The sequence below is a fragment of the Novosphingobium sp. genome, from assembly GCF_965214355.1.
Classification (GTDB): Bacteria; Pseudomonadota; Alphaproteobacteria; order Sphingomonadales; family Sphingomonadaceae; genus Novosphingobium.
The window spans coordinates 3,844,126-3,861,977 of record NZ_CBDCBI010000002.1; the positions used below are offsets into that span (position 1 = coordinate 3,844,126).

17 protein-coding genes and 1 tRNA gene are annotated in these 17,852 nt (G+C 63.7%); 8 read left to right on the top strand and 10 right to left on the bottom strand.

Features of this window, described 5'->3' with window-relative positions:
* Positions 1 to 11 precede the first annotated feature (11 nt).
* The 4 genes from ACOOE2_RS17710 to ACOOE2_RS17725 form a co-directional block, all read right to left on the bottom strand.
* A complete protein-coding gene (locus tag ACOOE2_RS17710) occupies positions 12 to 1,688 on the bottom strand; it encodes a ShlB/FhaC/HecB family hemolysin secretion/activation protein (protein WP_420384299.1) in 1,677 nt (558 codons plus the stop codon).
* Positions 1,689 to 1,979: 291 nt separating this feature from the next.
* Positions 1,980 to 2,053, bottom strand: a tRNA-Cys gene (locus ACOOE2_RS17715).
* Positions 2,054 to 2,150: 97 nt separating this feature from the next.
* Positions 2,151 to 2,951 (bottom strand): crotonase/enoyl-CoA hydratase family protein, encoded by an 801-nt coding sequence (locus ACOOE2_RS17720; protein ID WP_420384300.1) that lies wholly within the window; start codon positions 2,949 to 2,951, stop codon positions 2,151 to 2,153.
* Positions 2,952 to 3,007: 56 nt separating this feature from the next.
* A complete protein-coding gene (locus ACOOE2_RS17725; RefSeq protein WP_420384301.1) occupies positions 3,008 to 4,207 on the bottom strand; it encodes an LL-diaminopimelate aminotransferase in 1,200 nt (399 codons plus the stop codon).
* Positions 4,208 to 4,357: 150 nt separating this feature from the next.
* On the opposite strand from ACOOE2_RS17725, the gene ACOOE2_RS17730 reads away from it, so the two are divergent.
* Positions 4,358 to 6,334, top strand: a complete 1,977-nt coding sequence (locus tag ACOOE2_RS17730; protein ID WP_420384302.1) for a PHA/PHB synthase family protein — start codon at positions 4,358 to 4,360, stop codon at positions 6,332 to 6,334.
* A gap of 535 nt (positions 6,335 to 6,869) precedes the next feature.
* Positions 6,870 to 7,310, top strand: a complete 441-nt coding sequence (locus ACOOE2_RS17735; protein ID WP_420384303.1) for a phasin family protein — start codon at positions 6,870 to 6,872, stop codon at positions 7,308 to 7,310.
* A gap of 66 nt (positions 7,311 to 7,376) precedes the next feature.
* Here the strand turns inward: ACOOE2_RS17735 and ACOOE2_RS17740 are convergent, their stop codons facing one another.
* The gene (locus ACOOE2_RS17740; protein ID WP_420384304.1) at positions 7,377 to 8,009 is read right to left on the bottom strand and encodes a TetR/AcrR family transcriptional regulator; all 633 of its coding nucleotides are present in this window, start codon (positions 8,007 to 8,009) and stop codon (positions 7,377 to 7,379) included.
* A gap of 81 nt (positions 8,010 to 8,090) precedes the next feature.
* On the opposite strand from ACOOE2_RS17740, the gene ACOOE2_RS17745 reads away from it, so the two are divergent.
* The 4 genes from ACOOE2_RS17745 to lptG all read left to right on the top strand — a co-directional run bounded on the left by ACOOE2_RS17745 (position 8,091) and on the right by lptG (position 12,156).
* Positions 8,091 to 9,167: an aldo/keto reductase gene (locus tag ACOOE2_RS17745; protein WP_420384305.1), complete on the top strand. Its 1,077-nt coding sequence runs from the start codon at positions 8,091 to 8,093 to the stop codon at positions 9,165 to 9,167.
* Positions 9,168 to 9,303: 136 nt separating this feature from the next.
* Positions 9,304 to 9,690 (top strand): ATP-dependent Clp protease adapter ClpS, encoded by a 387-nt coding sequence (clpS, locus tag ACOOE2_RS17750; protein WP_420384640.1) that lies wholly within the window; start codon positions 9,304 to 9,306, stop codon positions 9,688 to 9,690.
* A 128-nt stretch (positions 9,691 to 9,818) separates the two neighbouring features.
* Positions 9,819 to 11,066 (top strand): LPS export ABC transporter permease LptF, encoded by a 1,248-nt coding sequence (lptF, locus tag ACOOE2_RS17755; protein ID WP_420384306.1) that lies wholly within the window; start codon positions 9,819 to 9,821, stop codon positions 11,064 to 11,066.
* Positions 11,056 to 12,156: an LPS export ABC transporter permease LptG gene (gene lptG, locus ACOOE2_RS17760; RefSeq protein ID WP_420384307.1), complete on the top strand. Its 1,101-nt coding sequence runs from the start codon at positions 11,056 to 11,058 to the stop codon at positions 12,154 to 12,156. The genes lptF and lptG overlap by 11 nt, the downstream gene beginning before the upstream one ends.
* A 202-nt stretch (positions 12,157 to 12,358) precedes the next feature.
* Here lptG and ACOOE2_RS17765 read toward each other — a convergent pair whose 3' ends face one another.
* From ACOOE2_RS17765 to ACOOE2_RS17775, 3 genes are read right to left on the bottom strand one after another with little or no spacing between them, the layout of a single operon-like run.
* On the bottom strand, positions 12,359 to 12,952 hold the full coding sequence (locus ACOOE2_RS17765; RefSeq protein WP_420384308.1) for an LptA/OstA family protein: 594 nt from the start codon (positions 12,950 to 12,952) through the stop codon (positions 12,359 to 12,361).
* Complete coding sequence (gene lptC / locus ACOOE2_RS17770; RefSeq protein WP_420384309.1) at positions 12,949 to 13,644, bottom strand: LPS export ABC transporter periplasmic protein LptC; 696 nt, start codon at positions 13,642 to 13,644, stop codon at positions 12,949 to 12,951. Before lptC ends, ACOOE2_RS17765 begins: the two co-directional genes overlap by 4 nt.
* Before the next feature lie 21 nt (positions 13,645 to 13,665).
* Positions 13,666 to 14,283, bottom strand: a complete 618-nt coding sequence (locus ACOOE2_RS17775; protein ID WP_420384310.1) for a ribonuclease D — start codon at positions 14,281 to 14,283, stop codon at positions 13,666 to 13,668.
* Between the two features lie 89 nt (positions 14,284 to 14,372).
* Between ACOOE2_RS17775 and ung the strand changes: the two genes are divergently transcribed.
* Positions 14,373 to 15,053, top strand: a complete 681-nt coding sequence (ung, locus tag ACOOE2_RS17780; protein ID WP_420384311.1) for a uracil-DNA glycosylase — start codon at positions 14,373 to 14,375, stop codon at positions 15,051 to 15,053.
* A 21-nt stretch (positions 15,054 to 15,074) separates the two neighbouring features.
* On the opposite strand, the gene ACOOE2_RS17785 is transcribed toward ung, so the two are convergent.
* Entirely contained in the window at positions 15,075 to 16,508 is a 1,434-nt protein-coding gene (locus ACOOE2_RS17785) for an aldehyde dehydrogenase family protein (protein WP_420384312.1), read from the bottom strand.
* 130 nt (positions 16,509 to 16,638) lie between these two features.
* Here ACOOE2_RS17785 and ACOOE2_RS17790 point away from each other — a divergent pair, with 130 nt between their 5' ends.
* Positions 16,639 to 17,313 (top strand): M24 family metallopeptidase, encoded by a 675-nt coding sequence (locus tag ACOOE2_RS17790; protein WP_420384313.1) that lies wholly within the window; start codon positions 16,639 to 16,641, stop codon positions 17,311 to 17,313.
* Here the strand turns inward: ACOOE2_RS17790 and ACOOE2_RS17795 are convergent.
* Positions 17,283 to 17,687, bottom strand: coding sequence for an NUDIX hydrolase (locus ACOOE2_RS17795; protein WP_420384314.1), 405 nt, complete (start codon positions 17,685 to 17,687; stop codon positions 17,283 to 17,285). The genes ACOOE2_RS17790 and ACOOE2_RS17795 overlap by 31 nt on opposite strands.
* Positions 17,688 to 17,852: the final 165 nt, after the last annotated feature.

Sequence of the window (17,852 nt, forward strand, 5' to 3'; positions counted from 1 at the left end):
CCGTGCCCCGCTCAGAATCGCAAACTTGTCGAGAAATTTACCCGGTCGGCTTTGGCGATCGGCCTGAAATCGCTGATGCCATGGGCATATTCCACAGCGAACGTCAGCCCCGGCCGGAACAGGCTGGTGCGTGCACCTGCCCCGAAGGCTGCCGCGCGGATGGTGCCCGGCTCGAGCGCGGTCGGCCGCTCGATCGCGCCAACACCGCCCGCCGCAAAGACATAAGGCGCAAGGACAAAGGGATCTTTGCCGCCGGCCAGCGCAATCCGGCCGCCAAGTTCGGCCCTTGCCGTCACGCTTTCGTCGACCGCCGTCATGCCGCCGACGTAAGCGGATACAGCCGTCGCGCCTTCGAGCGTAGACTGTTCGGCGCGGAACACCGCCTTGCCAAAGGTGGATTGACCGGCAGCATAGATGCGCAAGTCGATCGCCTGTACCGGCGACATCACGCCGCTCATCTGCACGTTCAGTTTGGTAAAGCCGTCGCTGGCGCCCTGCCGCGAAAACGGCGTGCCGCTGCGTGCCGCATCGGCCAGCGTCAGCGCGCCGAGGCCGCCAAGCCCCTGGCTGACTGTCCCGCCGGCCGACCACGAGCCGAACGGACCGCCGGTGTGCGAATAATTCAGCCCCACCCGCGCCGCCATGTACCGGTCATGGCTGATCGAGACATCGAAACTCGGCACATTGTTGGTCTCGTCGATCTGCTCGACCGATGCGGTCAGGCCGAATGTCTCCTGCCGCGTCCGCACCAGCGTATAGCCCAGCCGCAGCGACAGCCGGCGCAGATCGCCCGTCGTCAGCGGCGCGGAGACATCGGGCGCGGGCCGCGTGCGCGAAAACGTCGCTTCCGGATTGATCGTCAGGCGCCCGTCACCAAGGCCGAACACCGCGCCCCCGCCCAGCACGCGCTCGCGCACGTCGCTGGCGAAAATTCGGTCGATCTGGTACCCCGACGATACGAAGCCGTATATCTGCTCGCCCAGGCCCAGCAGCGAATTGAACGACAACTGCGCATTGACGCTGTACGTCCCCAGCGAAGGATGCAGCTGGTTGTCGCCGCCCACGCTGCCCGACACCAGCTGGCTGGTCCCCTCCAGCACGATCCTCGTCGCCCCGGGCTGACCGCCCCGCACCAGCGTCGATTTGAGCGACAGCCCCGGCACGTCTGCGGCAATCAGCAGCGGCTGCTCGATCTGCCCGAGCTTCAGGTGCCGCCGCCCCTTCAGAAACGCGGTGCGCGCCAGCACGACCTTGCGCACCCTGGGCGACACGCCGGACACATCGATATCCTCGATAAACCCGTCGACCACCACGATGCGCAGATCACCGCCGTCGTGCAGATCCTGCGCCGGCACCGCCACGCGCGCCAGCACATAGCCGGCACGCGCATGGATCGCCTCGATTTCGGACGCGGCGGCATAGATCTGCGCCAGCGTAACCCGGCGCCCGCGCAACCCGGCCAGTACCGCCTCGGTCTGCGGCGCCACTTCGGCAAACCCGCCTTCGATCGTGGCGCCCGACAGCGTGACACTGAGCGTCTCTGCACCCGCGGGCGGCGTCAGCGCCCCCGCCTCGGGAATTTCGACCTGCATATGGCCGCCAGTGTCCGCCGGGCGCAACGTCGGCGGCGTCACTGTAACGGGCGCGGCAGCCTGGCCAAAAGCAGATGCGGCAGATGCGCACGACAAAAAAACCATTCCGCTCGCAAAAGCGAATCTCGCCCGCATCAACACCACCCCCGTGAAATCGCTTGATTAATCAAATTTCATCTGCGCGATGTCAAGGCGGGTCCGGCAATCATAACATTACCGTTATGTAATGCCGGGAGAGCGAGCAAAGTATTTTAGAAATATCGAATATAGCTCGCAACGTCCCGAAAACCCCACCCGCTACGCAATACTTGCCTACTTGTCGCCAGATATTCGCGGCTCAGGTGTGTTCGCGGTATAAAATGATACCAATTTGAAAACAAAAATCCCTGGAGGCCCGACCCGGAATCGAACCGGGGTAAACGGATTTGCAATCCGGTGCGTGGCCACTCCGCCATCGGGCCCCTTGGCAGCGACCCTGCGGTGCGCAAGGGGTGCAAGAGAGCAGCGCGGTTAGCCGACGCCGGGGCGCAGGGCAATCTGATTCTTGCAGGGTGTCGATCACGGATCGATGAATTGCGCCTCGCGCTTTTCCATCCCCGCGCGGATCGCCTCGATCTGGCCCGGCGAATACATCAGCGGGATCTGCGCCAGGCTTTCGGCCATCAGGACGTCGGCGTCGCTCATCATCCGCGTGCGGTTGTACAGGTCCTTGGCAGTGCGCACGGCATGGGGGCTCTTGCCTGCGATCTCGTGCGCCAGCGCCAGCGCGCGCAGCAACGGATCGGCATCGAGATGCGTGACGAAGCCCATTGCGGATGCCTGCTCGCCGGTAAATTCGCGGTGGGTATACGTCAGTTCGCGCAGGACATCGTCGCGGACATTGCCGCGCCACAGCAGGTATCCGCCCATATCGGGCACGATGCCCCATTTGACTTCCATCACCGCCAGCCGCGTGCCGGGATGCGCGATACGGATGTCGGCGCCGCTCGCAATCTGCAGGCCGCCGCCAAAGCACACGCCGTGTACCGCCGCGATCACCGGCATCGGCAGGTCGCGCCACAGCGTCGCCACATATTGCACGCGGTTGGCGATGCCATGCGTGCGGTCGGCCAGCGCACCGCCTTTCCACCTGTCGGCATTCGCCAGCGCCGACAGGTCGATCCCGGCACAAAACGCGCGCCCCGCGCCCGACACCACGACGGCGCGCACGCCGGCCGCGTTGCGCAGATGCTCGCCCGCTGCGATGATCGCGCCGAACATCGCATCATCCAGCGCGTTCATCTTGTCCGGCCGATCGAGCAGCACGTGCGCTACGTGATCCTCGACCGTGACAGATACACGATCAGCAAAATTTGGCATGGCCACGGTCCCGAACAATTCAGCGATCGATTAAATGCCCGGGATCGTAACCTGAATCAAGCCGCCGTCGCGTTCACGCCCATGCTTTGCAGATAGCGGCGGATATTGCGCGCCGCCTGGCGCAGGCGCTGTTCGTTTTCGACCATCGCGATGCGCACATAGCCCTCGCCGTCCTCGCCATAGCCGACCCCTGGCGCCACCGCGACTTCGGCCTGGGTCAGCAATTGCTTCGAAAATTCCAGGCTGCCCAGATGGCGCAGCGCCGGTGGCAGCGGGGCCCAGGCGAACATCGACGCGGGCGGGCTGGGAATATCCCATCCTGCGCGGCCAAAGCTTTCGACCAGCACATCGCGGCGCTTCTGATAAAGCTCGCGGTTTTTGGCGACGATATCCTGCGGGCCGTTCAGCGCCGCACACGTCGCCGCCTGGATCGGGGTGAACGCGCCGTAATCAAGGTACGATTTCACCCGCGTCAGCGCCGCGATCAGCTTCGTATTGCCGACCGCAAACCCGACGCGCCAGCCGGCCATCGAAAACGTCTTGCTCATGCTGGTGAATTCCACCGCGACATCCCGGGCGCCAGGCACTTCCAGGATCGATCGTGTGGGATTGCCATCGAAATACAGCTCGGAATAGGCCAGGTCCGACAGCACCCACACCTTGTTTTCGCGCGCCCATGCGACCAGCCGCTCGTAGAATGCCAGGTCGACCGTTTCCGCCGTGGGGTTCGACGGGTAATTGACGATCAGCACCGACGGGCGCGGCACCGAATAGCGCATCGCACGATCGAGCGATTCCCAATAGCGGTCATCGGGCGTGGTCGGCACCGAGCGGATCGTGGCGCCGGCGATGATGAACCCGAAAGTGTGAATGGGGTAGCTCGGGTTGGGCGCGAGCACGACATCGCCCGGCGCGGTGATGGCGGTGGCCAGGCTCGCCAGACCTTCCTTCGACCCCAGCGTCATCACGACCTCGGTCTCGGGATCGAGTTCGACGCCGAACCGCCGCGCGTAATATTTGGCCTGCGCCTTGCGCACGCCGGGAATGCCGCGCGAAGCGGAATAGCCGTGCGCGGTCGGCTTCATCGCCACTTCGCACAATTTGTCGATGACGTGCTGCGGGGGCGGCAGATCGGGATTGCCCATGCCCAGGTCGATGATGTCCCGCCCGCCGGCACGCGCGGCGGCCCGCATCGCGTTGACTTCGGCGATGACATAGGGCGGCAGGCGCTTCATGCGGTAGAATTCTTCGTCCACGGATCCTGGGTCTTTCTGCGGCCTGGGCGGAATTGCGAGGGCCACGTGCCCTTACGCCAAACCGGCAGTCATGAAAACCTGTCGCAGGACTTGCAGTGGTCACGCATCCGCGACACGTATAGAAGCGGCCGTAACGAAAAAGAGGATTCCATGGGCACCAGGGCAAAGGCGGCCGGCGACGGCGACGCAGGCGCGGCGGCGATCAACGACACTGTCGTGATCGAGGATCTGATGCGCCAGCAGGGTGCCGCGTTGCAGGCGCTGTTTGCCCCGCTGATGACGGGCGCCATGGCCGGCAACCAGGTCGCTCCGCCCGAACCGGGCGATCTGCAGCATTGGGCGATGTCGGCGGCCAAGTTGCAGAAGATGTGGCTGGATTTCGGCGCCGAGCAGGCCGGGCGGATCGAGCCGCTGATGGCGCGTTTTGCAGATCCGGAAAGCTGGCCGAGAAACTGGAACGCATGGGGCGAGATGTGGACGAGTGCGCTGGGGGGTGCGGGTGCCAATCCCGCCGCCGGCATCGAGCCCGCCGCCTGGCTGGCGCAAATGCCGATGGTGGTACCGGCACAGAAACAGATGTGGGACGATGGTCTGGCGCTGTGGACGACGATCCTGGGCCGTATGGGCAGCGCGAACGCGCCCGCCGCACCCCTGCCGCGCAAGGATCGCCGCTTTGCCGATCCGCAATGGTCGGATCAGCCGGTATTTGCGCTGATCCACCAGACGTATCTGCTGCTGGCCGAACGGCTGGGCGCGATGGCCGATGATGTCGCCGGCGTTCCGCCCGAACGCCGCGAACAGATGCGGTTCATGCTCAAAGTGCTAACCGAAGCGATGAGCCCTGCCAATTTCCCGCTGACCAATCCGCTGGTGATCCAGCGCACGATGGAAACCAAAGGCGAAAATCTGGTGCGCGGGGTCGAGCATCTGCTGTCCGATCTGCGCAAGGGGCAGCTGACGCACACACGGCTCGATGCCTTCGAACTGGGCACCAACATCGCCGCGACGCCGGGCAAAGTGGTGCACGAAACACCGTTGTTCCAATTGCTGCAATTCAGCCCCGTTACCGACACGGTGAACGCGGTGCCGCTGGTGATCTTTCCGCCGTGGATCAACCGCTATTACATTCTCGATCTCAACCCGGCGAACAGCTTTATCCGCTGGGCGGTGGCGCAAGGACTGACGGTGTTTGTCGTGTCGTGGAAATCGGCCGATGCGACGATGGCCGATCTGTCGTGGGACGATTACGTCCTGGCCCAGATCGCGGCGATCGACCTGGTGCGTGCGCGGCTGAAAGTGCCCGCGGTGCACACGATCGGCTATTGCGTGGCAGGTACGACCCTTGCGGCCACGCTGGCGGTGCTGGCGCGGCGCAACCAGGCGGACAAGGTTGCCTCGGCCACGTTCTTCACCGCGCAAGTCGATTTCGAACACGCCGGCGATCTCAAGAATTTCATCGACGACGGCCAGTTGCAGATGATCGAAAAGCTTGCGACCGACGGCTATCTCGACGGGCGCTATCTGGCGATGGCGTTCAACATGCTGCGGTCATCGGATCTGGTGTGGAACTACGTCGTCAACAATTACCTGATGGGCGAGGACTATCCCGAATTCGACCTGCTGTACTGGAACGGCGATACGACCAACCTGCCGTTCAAATGGCTGCGTGCCTATCTGATCGAACTCTATCGCGACAACCGCCTGATCGAACCCGATTCGCTGAGCGTCGACGGCACGCCGATCGACCTCACGCGGATTGCCACGCCGTGCTATATCCAGGCCGGGCGGCTCGATCATATCGCGCCGGCGCAAAGCGTCTGGAAACTGACGCAGCATCTGGCGGGACCCTACAGGTTCGTGCTGGCCGGGTCGGGGCATATTGCCGGCGTGGTCAATCCGCCGGCTTCAGGCAAATACCAGTACTGGCTCAATCCCGGCGCTGTGCAGACACTCGACGAATTCATCGCCGGCGCTGCAGAAACCAAAGGCAGCTGGTGGCCCGACTGGATCGAATGGATCCGCGCATTCGGCACAGACCAAGTGCCGGCCAAAGGCAAGCGCGCGCCCGGCGGCCGGGGCGACCAGGCGATTGCCGATGCACCGGGAAGCTACGTCCGCACGCGCTGAAACGTGCGGCGTAATGCCGCCAGAATGGTTATGGTGCAGCGCACAATAATCCTTGACTTGGTCTTTGTGCCGAGGCTAATGCTGCACTGCAGCAAAGGCCGCGTCCACCGGAGTCGTCTCCGGTGCATATCGCGATACCGCCGCTGAGGAGCATTGTCCCATGGTCGATCCTGTCGAACCGATTGCAGAAAAAACCGCTGACGCAGTTGAAGCCGCAGCAAAAACCACCGCTACGGAGGCAAAAGCCGCCGAACCAGCCGCTGCCCGCGCGGCAGCGACGGTGACGCCAGCCGCCCCGGCAAACCCAGCCGCCGCCCCGGCAAACAAAGCGCCGGGCCGCAAGATTGCCAAACCGGTCGCAGCCAGGACGCCGGCTCCGGTGGCGAAAGCCGCTGCAACCCCCGCCAAGCCGGCACCCAAGGCCACGTCACCCAAAATCAAGCCGGCACCAGCCAGATTACCCATCAAAACGCCCGCCAAAACTATCCCCGCACCCCTTGCGCGGACTGCGGCGGTTATCAAGAAGGCACCCAAAATGACCACGACCACCACCACCGAATACACCGAGAAGTTCCAGACCGCGCTCAAGGATGCCTCGGCCAAAGCCAAGGCCGCGTTCGAAAAGAGCCAGGCAAACCTGGGCGAAGTCGGCGCTTTCACCAAGGGCAACGTCGAAGCTCTGGTCGAATCGACCAAGATCCTCGCCAGCGGCCTGCAGGCGATGACCAAGGGCTATGCGACCGAAAGCAAGACTGCGTTCGAAACCCTGAGCGCCGAAATGAAGAGCTACGCCGCGGTGAAGAGCCCCAGCGAACTGCTCGAAAAGCATTCGTCGCTGATGCGCGCGCATTTCGATGCCGCCGTCGCTGCCAGCTCGAAGAACAGCGAAGCCATGCTCAAGCTGGCCAACGAAGTGTTCCAGCCGATCTCGAACCGCGTCAGCCTCGCGGTCGAAAAGATCCACAAAGCCGCCTGATCGCCTTCACGCGGATCAAGCCTTGCAGCGGGCCGGACGGGATAACCCCGCCCGGCCCGTTTTGCGTCATGGATCGCCATGGCGCGGCCATGCCCCCATTGCCGCGTCGGCTATGGCGATCAGCGCTGCGCGCTGCGCCCCGTCACGTGCAAGAACCGACATCCCCTGCACCACCGCCAGGACGAGTCCCGCCAGCGCCGCAGGGTTGGTGCTGAACGGCATTGTTCCAGCATCGATATCACGCCTGATCCGTGCCTCAAGGGTGGTCCGGATCCTGCCGCGGATATCGGCGATGGCAGCCTGGACATCGCGCGACGCGGCCGAACCGCTGGCGGTCGCGCTGGCGAGCAGACACCCCGGGGGAGTGGCATCACCGGTATAGGCAATCGCGGCGCCGGCCAGCATCGCGCGCGCTGCGTCATACGCGCTCGGCGCATCATCGATCGCCCGCGCCCGTTCTTCGGGATCACCAGCGTACAGCGCCGCCGCCTCCAGAAACAGCCGCCGCTTGTCGCCGAACGTGGCATAGAGGCTCGGCGCGGTCACCCCCATCGCCTGGGTCAGATCGACGATCGATGTCGTCTCGTAACCATGCCGCCAGAATGTCAGCATCGCCTGTTCCAGCGCGGCATCGCGGTTGAACGACAGCGGCCTGCCGGTCTTGCGGCGGAGAGATGGAGGCTGGTCGGATAATTCCATAGTGATCGCTCTGAAACTGGTTGACGTGACGTGCTTCTCGTCTAGCATGCGTTTCGTATCGAACGCTAGGAAACTCATCGCATGGCGCTTACCGATTTTCGCACACTCGGCCGTTCGGGTCTTGTCGTCAGCCCGCTCGCGCTCGGCACGATGACCTTCGGCCCCGGTGCATGGGGCGCCGATGAGGCCACGTCGCGCGCGATCTTCGACGCCTATCGCGCAGCGGGCGGAAATTTCATCGACACCGCCGATGTCTATGCTGGCGGCGAAAGCGAAAAGCTGGTCGGGCGCTTCATGGCCGACAGCGTCGCGCGCGACGATATCGTGCTCGCCACCAAATTCGCGTTCAACGGTTCAGCCAGCCCACGCGTCGCCGGGCAAACCGGACGCGGCAATCCCAATGCCGGGGGCGCTGGCGCAAAGAACATTCACCGCGCACTCGATGCCTCGCTCAGGCGCCTGGGCACCGACTATATCGATCTGTACTGGATGCACATCTGGGACGGCGTCACCCCGGTCGAGGAAATCGTCCAGACGCTCGGCGACCTCGTCCGCGCGGGCAAGATCCGGTATTACGGGTTTTCGGACATGCCCGCGTGGCTGGCCATGAAGGCCGCGACCATCGCCAATGAGCGCCGCGTGCCCGGCCCGATCGCGATGCAGCTCGAATATTCGCTGGTCGCGCGCGATGTCGAGGGCGAACATTTTCCTGCGGCGCGTGAGGGCGGCATGGGCGTGATGCCGTGGAGCCCGCTGGCCGGCGGTTTTCTCAGCGGTAAATACAAGCGTGAAAACACCGCCGATATCGGCCGGCTGAGCGGGGCCAACCCGTTCGGCAACAGCAAGTTCGTCGATCGCAACTGGGATATCCTGGCCGCGCTCACCGCGGTCGCGGCCGAACTCGATCGGCCGGTGGCGCAAGTGGCGCTGGCCTGGACGCTGGCCCGCCCCGGTGTCGCCTCCACCCTGATCGGCGCCAGCAAAGTGTCGCAGCTCGAAACCAATATCGCCGCGACCGATATCTGTTTGCCGGCAGAGGCCATGCAGCGGCTCGACACGGCCAGCGCGCCGGTGCCCGGGTTCAGCGCATCGCTGACGATGCCGGCCATCCGCAAGATGGTCTTTGGCGGACATCGGGTCACCGGCTGGGGCGAATGATGATGAACAAAGGCCGGAAGATGGCCCATCGTGATGCCTGATCGTGTTCGCGCCTCTTGAATGGATCGCGGTGCGATGCGATATTGCGACGACCATGCTGCGTGATTCCGAAATCCAGCCACCCGTAACCGGGGCGATGCCTGTCTTTAACGTGCGTTCGCCCGCGACCCCGCCCGTCCGCAGCGCCGGCGCGGACGAAGATGGCGCAGGCGGCGGCAACGGCGGCGATGGCCAGATCGGCATCGCGACAAAGACGCGCACGCGGCCCAAAAAGCCCAGCATGTTCAAGGTGCTGATGCTGAACGACGACTACACCCCGATGGAATTCGTGGTCCTGGTGCTGAAACGCTATTTCCATATGGATATCGATCAGGCGACCCAGGTCATGCTCCATGTCCACCAGCGCGGCGTCGGGGTCTGCGGCATTTTCGCGTACGAAATCGCCGAAACCAAAGTGAACCAGGTGATGGATTTCGCTGATCAGAATCAGCACCCGCTGCGCTGCACGCTCGAAAAGGCCTGATCGCGCGTCCAAAACCGCGACATCACGATGCCTTTTACCTTTCTTAAGACCATCAACCCGGCTAGGCATTCGGGCATGCAGGATCAGCGCTTTCGGATGGCCAATATCGCACAGCGCCGGCCAAACCCGTGACATTCATCACCGCCACCGACAAATATATCGCCCGGCTGATCATCGTTCCGATGCTGGCGGTGTTTTTCATCGCAGCCTCGTTGTTGATCCTCGACAAGATGCTGACGCTGTTCGATTTCGTCGCCATGGAGGGCGGCCCGGTCGCCGTCGTCTTCAAGATGCTGGCGAACATGATGCCGGAATATGCCAGCCTGGCGATACCGCTCGGCCTGATGCTCGGCATCCTGTTTGCTTTCCGCAAGCTGGCGACCAGTTCCGAACTCGACGTGATGCGCGCGGTGGGCCTCAGCTATACCCGCCTGCTGCGCGTGCCGTTCCTGTTCGCGATCGTGCTCGCGGTGTTCAACCTGCTGATCGTCAGCTATGTTCAGCCGCTGTCGCGCTATTATTACGAGGAACTGCAGTTCGAATTGCGTTCCGGCGCGCTTGGTGCCTCGATCAAGGTCGGCGAATTCAACACTTTGCAGAACCGCACCGCGCTGCGTGTCGAATCGAGCCGCGACGATGGCCGCCAGTTGCAGGGCATTTTCTCGCGCATCCAGACCACCACCGGCGAAACCCTGACGATTTCGGCGCGCGAAGGCCAGTTTTTCGCCAACAAGGACAATCCCGATACGGTAATCCTGCGCCTGACCGATGGCCAGATCGTGCAGCAGGCGCCCAATATCCGGTCCCCTCGCGTACTGACCTTTGCCAGCCACGATCTGCCGATCGACCTGCCGCGCATCGAACAGTTTCGCCGCCGGGGTGACAAGGATCGCGAATACTTCCTGCCCGAATTGCTGCGCATCGGCTGGAGCCATGCCTCGACCAAAGAAATGCGCTACCAGAGCATTGCCAATCTCAATTACCGCCTGGTCGAAGTGGCGATGATGTTCCTGCTGCCGATGCTCGCGGTCGCACTCGCGGTGCCGCCCAAGCGATCCTCGTCCGCGCTCGGCGTGTTCCTGTCGATCGTGATGGTCGTCGCCTATCACAAGGTCAACGAGTACGGGCAGGATATCGCCAGCCTGGGCCGCGCCGATCCCGTGCTGGCGCTGTGGGGGCCGTTCACGCTGTTCGGTGCCCTGATCGTCTGGCTGTACTGGACATTGGCCTATGTCCCCGGCGGGCAACCGATCGGCGGGCTGGAAACAATGTTCAGTCGCCTTGCCCGCACAGTCGTGCGCCTGTTCGTGAAAGAACCGGCGCGCGTCGTGGCAGACGCCCCAGCGCCGGACGAAGGCACACCCCATGCTGCTTGATTTCTTTCCGTCACGCACGGTCACGATGTACATGGCGCGCATGTTCGCGGTGCGGATCATCGCGGTGCTGTTCATGCTCGTGCTCGTGCTGCAAATGCTCAACCTGTTGAGCGAAAGCGGGCATATCATGGCGGTCAAGGGCAATGGCCAGATGGAGCTGCTGCGCTTCGTCAGCCTGCGCGCGCCCCAATTGATCAGCCGCTTCCTGCCCTATTCCGTGCTGCTCGCCACGATCATCACGCTCGTCACGCTGAACCAGAACAGCGAAGTCATTTCCATGAAAGCCGCCGGGCTGTCCGCGCACCAGATCCTGGCGCCGCTGTTCCTGGTCGCCGGCGTCACCAGCGTGCTGACCTTCGCATTCAACGAACGCGTGACTGTGCGCGCAACTTCCGCGCTCAAAGCCTGGCAGGATGTCGAATACGGCAAAGTGCCGCCCGACACCGACATAAAAACCAACGTGTGGATGCAGGACGGGCCCAACATCCTGTACGCGCGCACCGTGACCGGGCGCGGCGCCGCCACGCAGATGGGCGATGTCAGCTGGTATCGCCGCAACGCCAACGGCATTGTCACCGAAATCGTCCAGACACCGCGCGCCGTTTACGCCCATCCCGGCTGGCGCTTCGACACCGGGACCGTGTTCGATGTGCAAACCACGCAGCAGACCCGGCTAGGCCCCCACGCGATCTACGCCACCGGCGTCGACCCCGCACAAGTGATCGTCCGCCGCACCGACGCCGACGGCGAATCGCTGCCGCAGCTGTCCTCCTCGATCGCCGCAATCCAGGCCGCCGGCTACCGCACGAGCGAGCTCGACGCCAAATGGTGGCACAAGATCTCGGGCCCGCTCTCTGCGCTGCTGATGCCGCTGCTCGGCGCCGTCGCCGCCTTCGGCCTTGCGCGATCGGGCAAGCTGTTCGTGCGCGCGGTGATCGGCATGGCCTTGGGCTTTGCCTACTTCGTCATCGACAATGCCGCGCTGGCAATGGGCAATTTCGGCGGATACACGCCATTGCTCGCCGCCTGGTCGCCGTTCCTGCTGTTCCTGCTGATCGGTGAAACCGTCCTGATCCGCACCGAGGAATAATCCTGAAAAATCCTCCCCGGAACGGGGAGGGGGACCACGCGAAGCAGTGGTGGTGGGGCGGCGCCGCCGGACGCCACCTCTCGGCCTTGCACTGCTACGCCAGGGGGATTGGCGCATCATACCACGCGATGCACGATGAGGCGCTGCCCCTCCACCACCCCGCGGGCGGTCCCCCTCCCCGTTCCGGGGAGGATATGAGTGTTCAGGGCTTCGGGGCCTTGTCGTCCTTTTTGGGCACGTTGAATGTCCCGCTGACTCGCCCGCCGGTGCTGCTTTGGCCGATACCGGCCGTTCCCGGGCCCGACGACGCGCTGTGGCCATCAATATTCGAAATGCCGGTGTTCAGATCGGTGACCAGGCGCCCACCGTTCAGATTGTCGCCATTGGCGCGGTGCAGCGTCACATGCCCGACCATCGTGATCAGCTTGCGGTTGAGATCATAGACCGCGACATCGCCGGTCGCGCGTTCCGATGTGCGCGTCACCACGACATGGCCGGTGGCATCGACGCGTTGCAGCGTCACTTTGCTGACATCGGTATAGGCCATCAGCGTGCGATCGGACGTCATTTTCAGATCGGCCTGGACGATGTCGACATTGCCGGTCAGCAGCACGCGCTTCTGCTTGTCCTGCAATTCGATGTGATCGGCCGAAAAATCGACCGGCGCATCGCTGTTGTGCGAAATCGCTGCTGCCAGTGCAAACGGGCCCGCGCCGGCGACAGCCGCCAGCAGCACGATGCCGCCGATCAGCGGCCGGAGGGCGAAATCGGGGCGCATGCGAAAAGCTGGGGTCACGGCTGGGTCACCTGCATCGAAGATAGGGGAACGGCGGGCGATTTCCTGCCCGGCAGAGTGGTCTGGCCCGGCACCATCCGGAATTTGGCGTGGCCATCGAGTTTGATGTCGCGCGTATCGAGATTGGCGACGATGCGGTCCGCGCTGAACGTGCCACTGGGGATCCGGCCTTCGACCGCACCATGGCTGACCATCTGACGATCATTGAGATCGATGTCGGCACCCTGGGTGACCATGCGATAGCCATCCGCGCTCTGGATATTCACCGGCCCCGGTACGGTAATTTTCTGGTGCCCGAAATCGTACGTGCCGGTTTCGGCGACAATTACCGCCGGGCCGTCGTCGAGCAGCATCCGCGCGGTCACGTCCTTCATTTCGACGAGTTGCTGGCGCGCGGTGTGCTGCACCGCGCTGCCGGCGGTGACCGAAAAGGCGCGGCCCTTGTCATCCTGGCCGCGATACATCGCGCCCAGCGCGCGCAGCCGGTCGTTGACCATGGCCACTTTGGTGCGATCGAGCAGGAAGCTGATTTCGCCGCGCGGGGTCAGCGGCGCGGTGATCATGATGGCCACGAGCACGCCGATCATGCCGGGCAAGACCACCGACAGGATGCGCACGATACGATCGTGCGATCCACCAGGCGCAGCAAACAGCTGGCGCCGGTTGCGCTGCTGGTCCGCGCGCAGGGTCATGCGTAAAGCCTGCGCATGGTCTTATTCGTGACTGAAGATATCGGCATCGGGCCACCCGGCCAGATCGAGCGCTGCGCGCGTCGGCAGGAATTCGAAACAGGCCTGCGCCATGGCGGTGCGCCCTTCGCGTTCCAGCCGCTCGGCCAGCACCGCATGGCACACATGCAGATAGCGCACATCGGACGCGGCGTAGTCCTGCTGCGCGTCGGACAGGACAGGGCCGCCCCAGTCGCTCGACTGCTGCTGCTTCGACATGTCCTTGCCCGCCAGTTCGCGCACCAGGTCTTTCAGCCCGTGACGATCGGTATACGTGCGCACCAGTTTCGACCCGATCTTGGTGCAGAACACCGGGGTCGCGCTGACGCCGAGGTAATGCTGGATCGCGGCCAGGTCGAACCGCGCGTAATGGAACAGTTTCAGCCGCGCAGGATCGGCCAGCACCGCTTTCAGATTGGGCGCATCATACGTGCTGTTCTTGCCGAAGCGCACGAGGTGCTCATCGCCCTGCCCATCGGAAATCTGCACCACGCACAGACGGTCGCGGTGGGTGATCAAACCCATGGTTTCGGTATCGACGGCAACAATGCCGGGCGCCAGCACATCGGCGGGCAGATCTTCTTCGTGGAAATATACGGCCATGGGTTTGGCTTAGAGCATTGTGCAAAAAAGGGGAACGCGGTTTTTTGGGCGCGTTGGCAATTGTCGCAGGCGATGGCATTAAAGTGGCGATGACTGAAATCCCTGAAAGCTGGCGCTCCGCGCTTGAGCCTGGCCTTGCCACCCCGCCGATGCGGGCGCTGGGCACCTGGCTGCGCGGCGAGGAGGCAGCGGGCAAAGTGATCTATCCGCCGCGAGGGCTTCGTCTGGCTGCGCTCGAGCTTACTCCGCTCGACCAGGTGCGCGTCGTGATCCTGGGGCAGGATCCGTATCATGGCGCGGGTCAGGCGCATGGGCTTGCATTTTCGGTCCAGCGCGGGGTGCGTGTGCCACCCAGCCTGGTGAACATCTACAAGGAATTGCACAGCGATCTGGGGATCGCGCCGGCGAGCCACGGTAATCTGGAAAGCTGGGCACGGCAGGGCGTACTATTGCTGAACAATGCGCTGACTGTGGAGCAGGCGCTGCCCGGATCGCACCAGAAGCGGGGGTGGGACGCATTTACCGATGCGGCAGTCGCAGCGGTTGCGGCGCGCAGCGAACCAAGCGTATTCATCCTGTGGGGCAGCCACGCGCAGAAAAAGGCGGCGCGCATTCCCGGATTAATGGACGGGCGCCACCTGGTGCTGTCCGCGCCGCATCCCAGCCCGCTATCGGCTCATACCGGCTTTTTCGGCAGCCGCCCGTTCAGCCAGGCCAACGCCTTCCTCGCCGCGCACGGCCGCGGCGAGATCGATTGGCGGGTGGCCTGACCCAATTTACCTCGTCGGCACTTAGCTCCAGCCGATCACACCCTTGATTTCCAGGAAGTCGTGGATGCCGTAATCCGCGTATTCGCGGCCGTTGCCCGATTGCTTGTACCCGCCGAATGGCGCGTGGACGTCCCATTCGGGGTAATTGACCTGCACCGTACCGCTGCGCAACCGCCGCGCGATGGCGTGGATCTGGTCCATGTCGGTGCCCGCGATATAGCTGGCCAGGCCGTAGACGGTGTCGTTGGCGATCGCGATCGCCTGGTCGATCGTGTCATACGGCATGATTGCCAGCACCATGCCGAACACTTCCTCGCGCGCGATTGTCATGTCGTTGGTCACGCCGCCAAACACGGTCGGCCGCACGTAATAGCCCTTGTCGAGACCCTCCGGCCGGCCCGCGCCGCCGGTGACGAGATCGGTGCCTTCGTCGATCGCTTTCTGGATCAGGCCCTGGATCTTGCCCCACTGCACATCGCTGACCACTGGGCCATGCGTCGTTTCCGGATCATGCGGATCGCCCACGACCATCGTCGCGGCCGTGTCGCGCGCCACTTTCAGCGCTTCGGCATGGCGGTCTGCGGGCACCAGCATGCGGGTGGGCGCGTCGCACGACTGGCCCGAATTGCTGAAGCAGCCGCGGACGCCGGCCTCGACCGCGGCGGCAAAATCGGCATCGGGCAGGATGATATTGGCCGATTTTCCGCCCAGTTCCTGCGCCACGCGCTTGACCGTGTCGGCAGCCGCCTTGGCCACCAGGATGCCCGCCCGGGTCGATCCGGTAAACGAGACCATGTCGACATCGGCATGTTCGGCCAGCACCTGGCCGACGTCGGGGCCATTGCCGTTGACCATGTTGAACACACCCGCCGGCGTGCCCGCGGCATGCATGATTTCGGCAAAAATGAGTCCGCTGGCCGGCGCGATTTCCGACGGCTTCAGCACCACGGTGCACCCGGCGGCAAGCGCGGGCGCCACTTTGCACACGATCTGGTTCAGCGGCCAGTTCCACGGCGTGATCAGCGCGGCGACGCCGATCGGCTCGAGAATTACTTGGCTGGTGCCGCGCGTTTCCTCGAACTGGATGTCTTCCAGCGCCTTGATCGCGGCTTCCATATGCGCGCGCCCGGCCCAGGCCTGCGCCTCGCGCGCGAATTCGATCGGCGCGCCCATTTCGGCCGTAACCGCCTGCGCGATATCCTCGAACCGCTTGTTGTATTCGTCGAGCACTCGGTTCAGCAGCGCAAGGCGGTCTTCGCGCGTGGAAAACTGCCAGGTTTCAAACGCTTTTTTCGCCGCGGCGACAGCATGATCGACATCGGCCTTGCCGCCCATCGCGATCGTCATGAACGGTGCTTCGGTCGCAGGGTTGATCACATCGAGCGTCGTCGTGCTGACCGGTGCGACCCATTGGCCATCGATATAGAACTTTTGCGAATTGGCAGAAAACGACATGGGATCGGTCCTCGCGGCGGGGAGATAATGCTGAACCGGGATCGCACTTTTGCGCCAGACCGGCAAGAACCAAGCCGCCACGCGCAGAAAGGATAAGCAAATCTTGCCGGTTTGATTTACGGCAGGGCGCATGACGACAGCACACCCCAAAGAGGCCACCGGCGAAGCATTCTCGCTCGATGCCATGCGCGTGGCGCAAAGCGAATCCTGGCGCGCGCTGCGCGCCATGGTCGCACAGATCCACCCCGGCATGCGCGAAAGCGAAGCGCTGGCGATGGGGCACCAGGTGCTCGCCGACATGGGCATGGACTGCGAATGGCATCCGCTGATGATGCGGTTCGGCGAGAACACGTTGAAAGTGTTCAGCAGCAAGAACGACGACGATCACGTGCTGGGCGAAGACGACATCTATTTCATCGACATGGGCCCGGTGTTCCAGGGCCACGAGGGCGATGTCGGGGAAACCTTCGTCACCGGTACCGACCCCGAAATGGCCCGCTGTGCGGCGGATTCAAAGGCGCTGTTCGATCGCGTGGCCGCGATCTGGCGGGACGAGAAACTGGGTGGCATCGCGTTGTACGATGCCGCCGCGCGCGAAGCGGAACGCCTGGGCTGGGTGCTCAACCTCGACGTCAAAGGCCACCGTGTCAGCGACTATCCGCATCGCGCGCTGCCGCCGGGCGGGCAGCTCGGGTCGCTCGATCATGTGCCGACGACCGGGCTATGGGTGCTGGAGATCCAGATCCGCCATCCGACTAGGCCGTTCGGCGCGTTCTATGAAGACCTGCTCGATCTGGGCGCGTGAATGGTCAGCACAGGCGGGCGCACGTCCGGCGCACGAAAGCTGCGGATCAACGCGCCAAGATCGGCCTCGTCAACTGCGGCCGCCGCTTCCGCCAGCGAAAACCAGCGACGGGTGCGCTGATCGGCCTCGGGCCAATCGGCAAGCTCGTCGGTCACTGCCATAGGAAACAGCCGCACTTCGGCGCGGATCACCGCGCCGGATGCCAGCTCCTTGTCATAGAAATAAATTCCCAATGCGGTCGGACTGACCGCGCCGATCACGCCCGCTTCTTCCAGCGCCTCGCGCGCGGCGGCCATATGCGGCGCCTCGTGCTTGTTCACATTGCCCTTGGGAACCACCCAGCGGCCGGTTCCGCGCGACGTGACCAACAGCACCGCAGTCAGGGCCGACAGCCCCTCGCCTGCGGTGCGATACGGTAATGCAGCAATCTGGCGGACGGCGATGGCTCCTGGTGGAATTTATGCAAGGCGGTAGATGACTTGGTTGTGGCGCGTCAAGGATACGGCAGTGTGTATATTAACAACGCCTTGTCAGCTTCG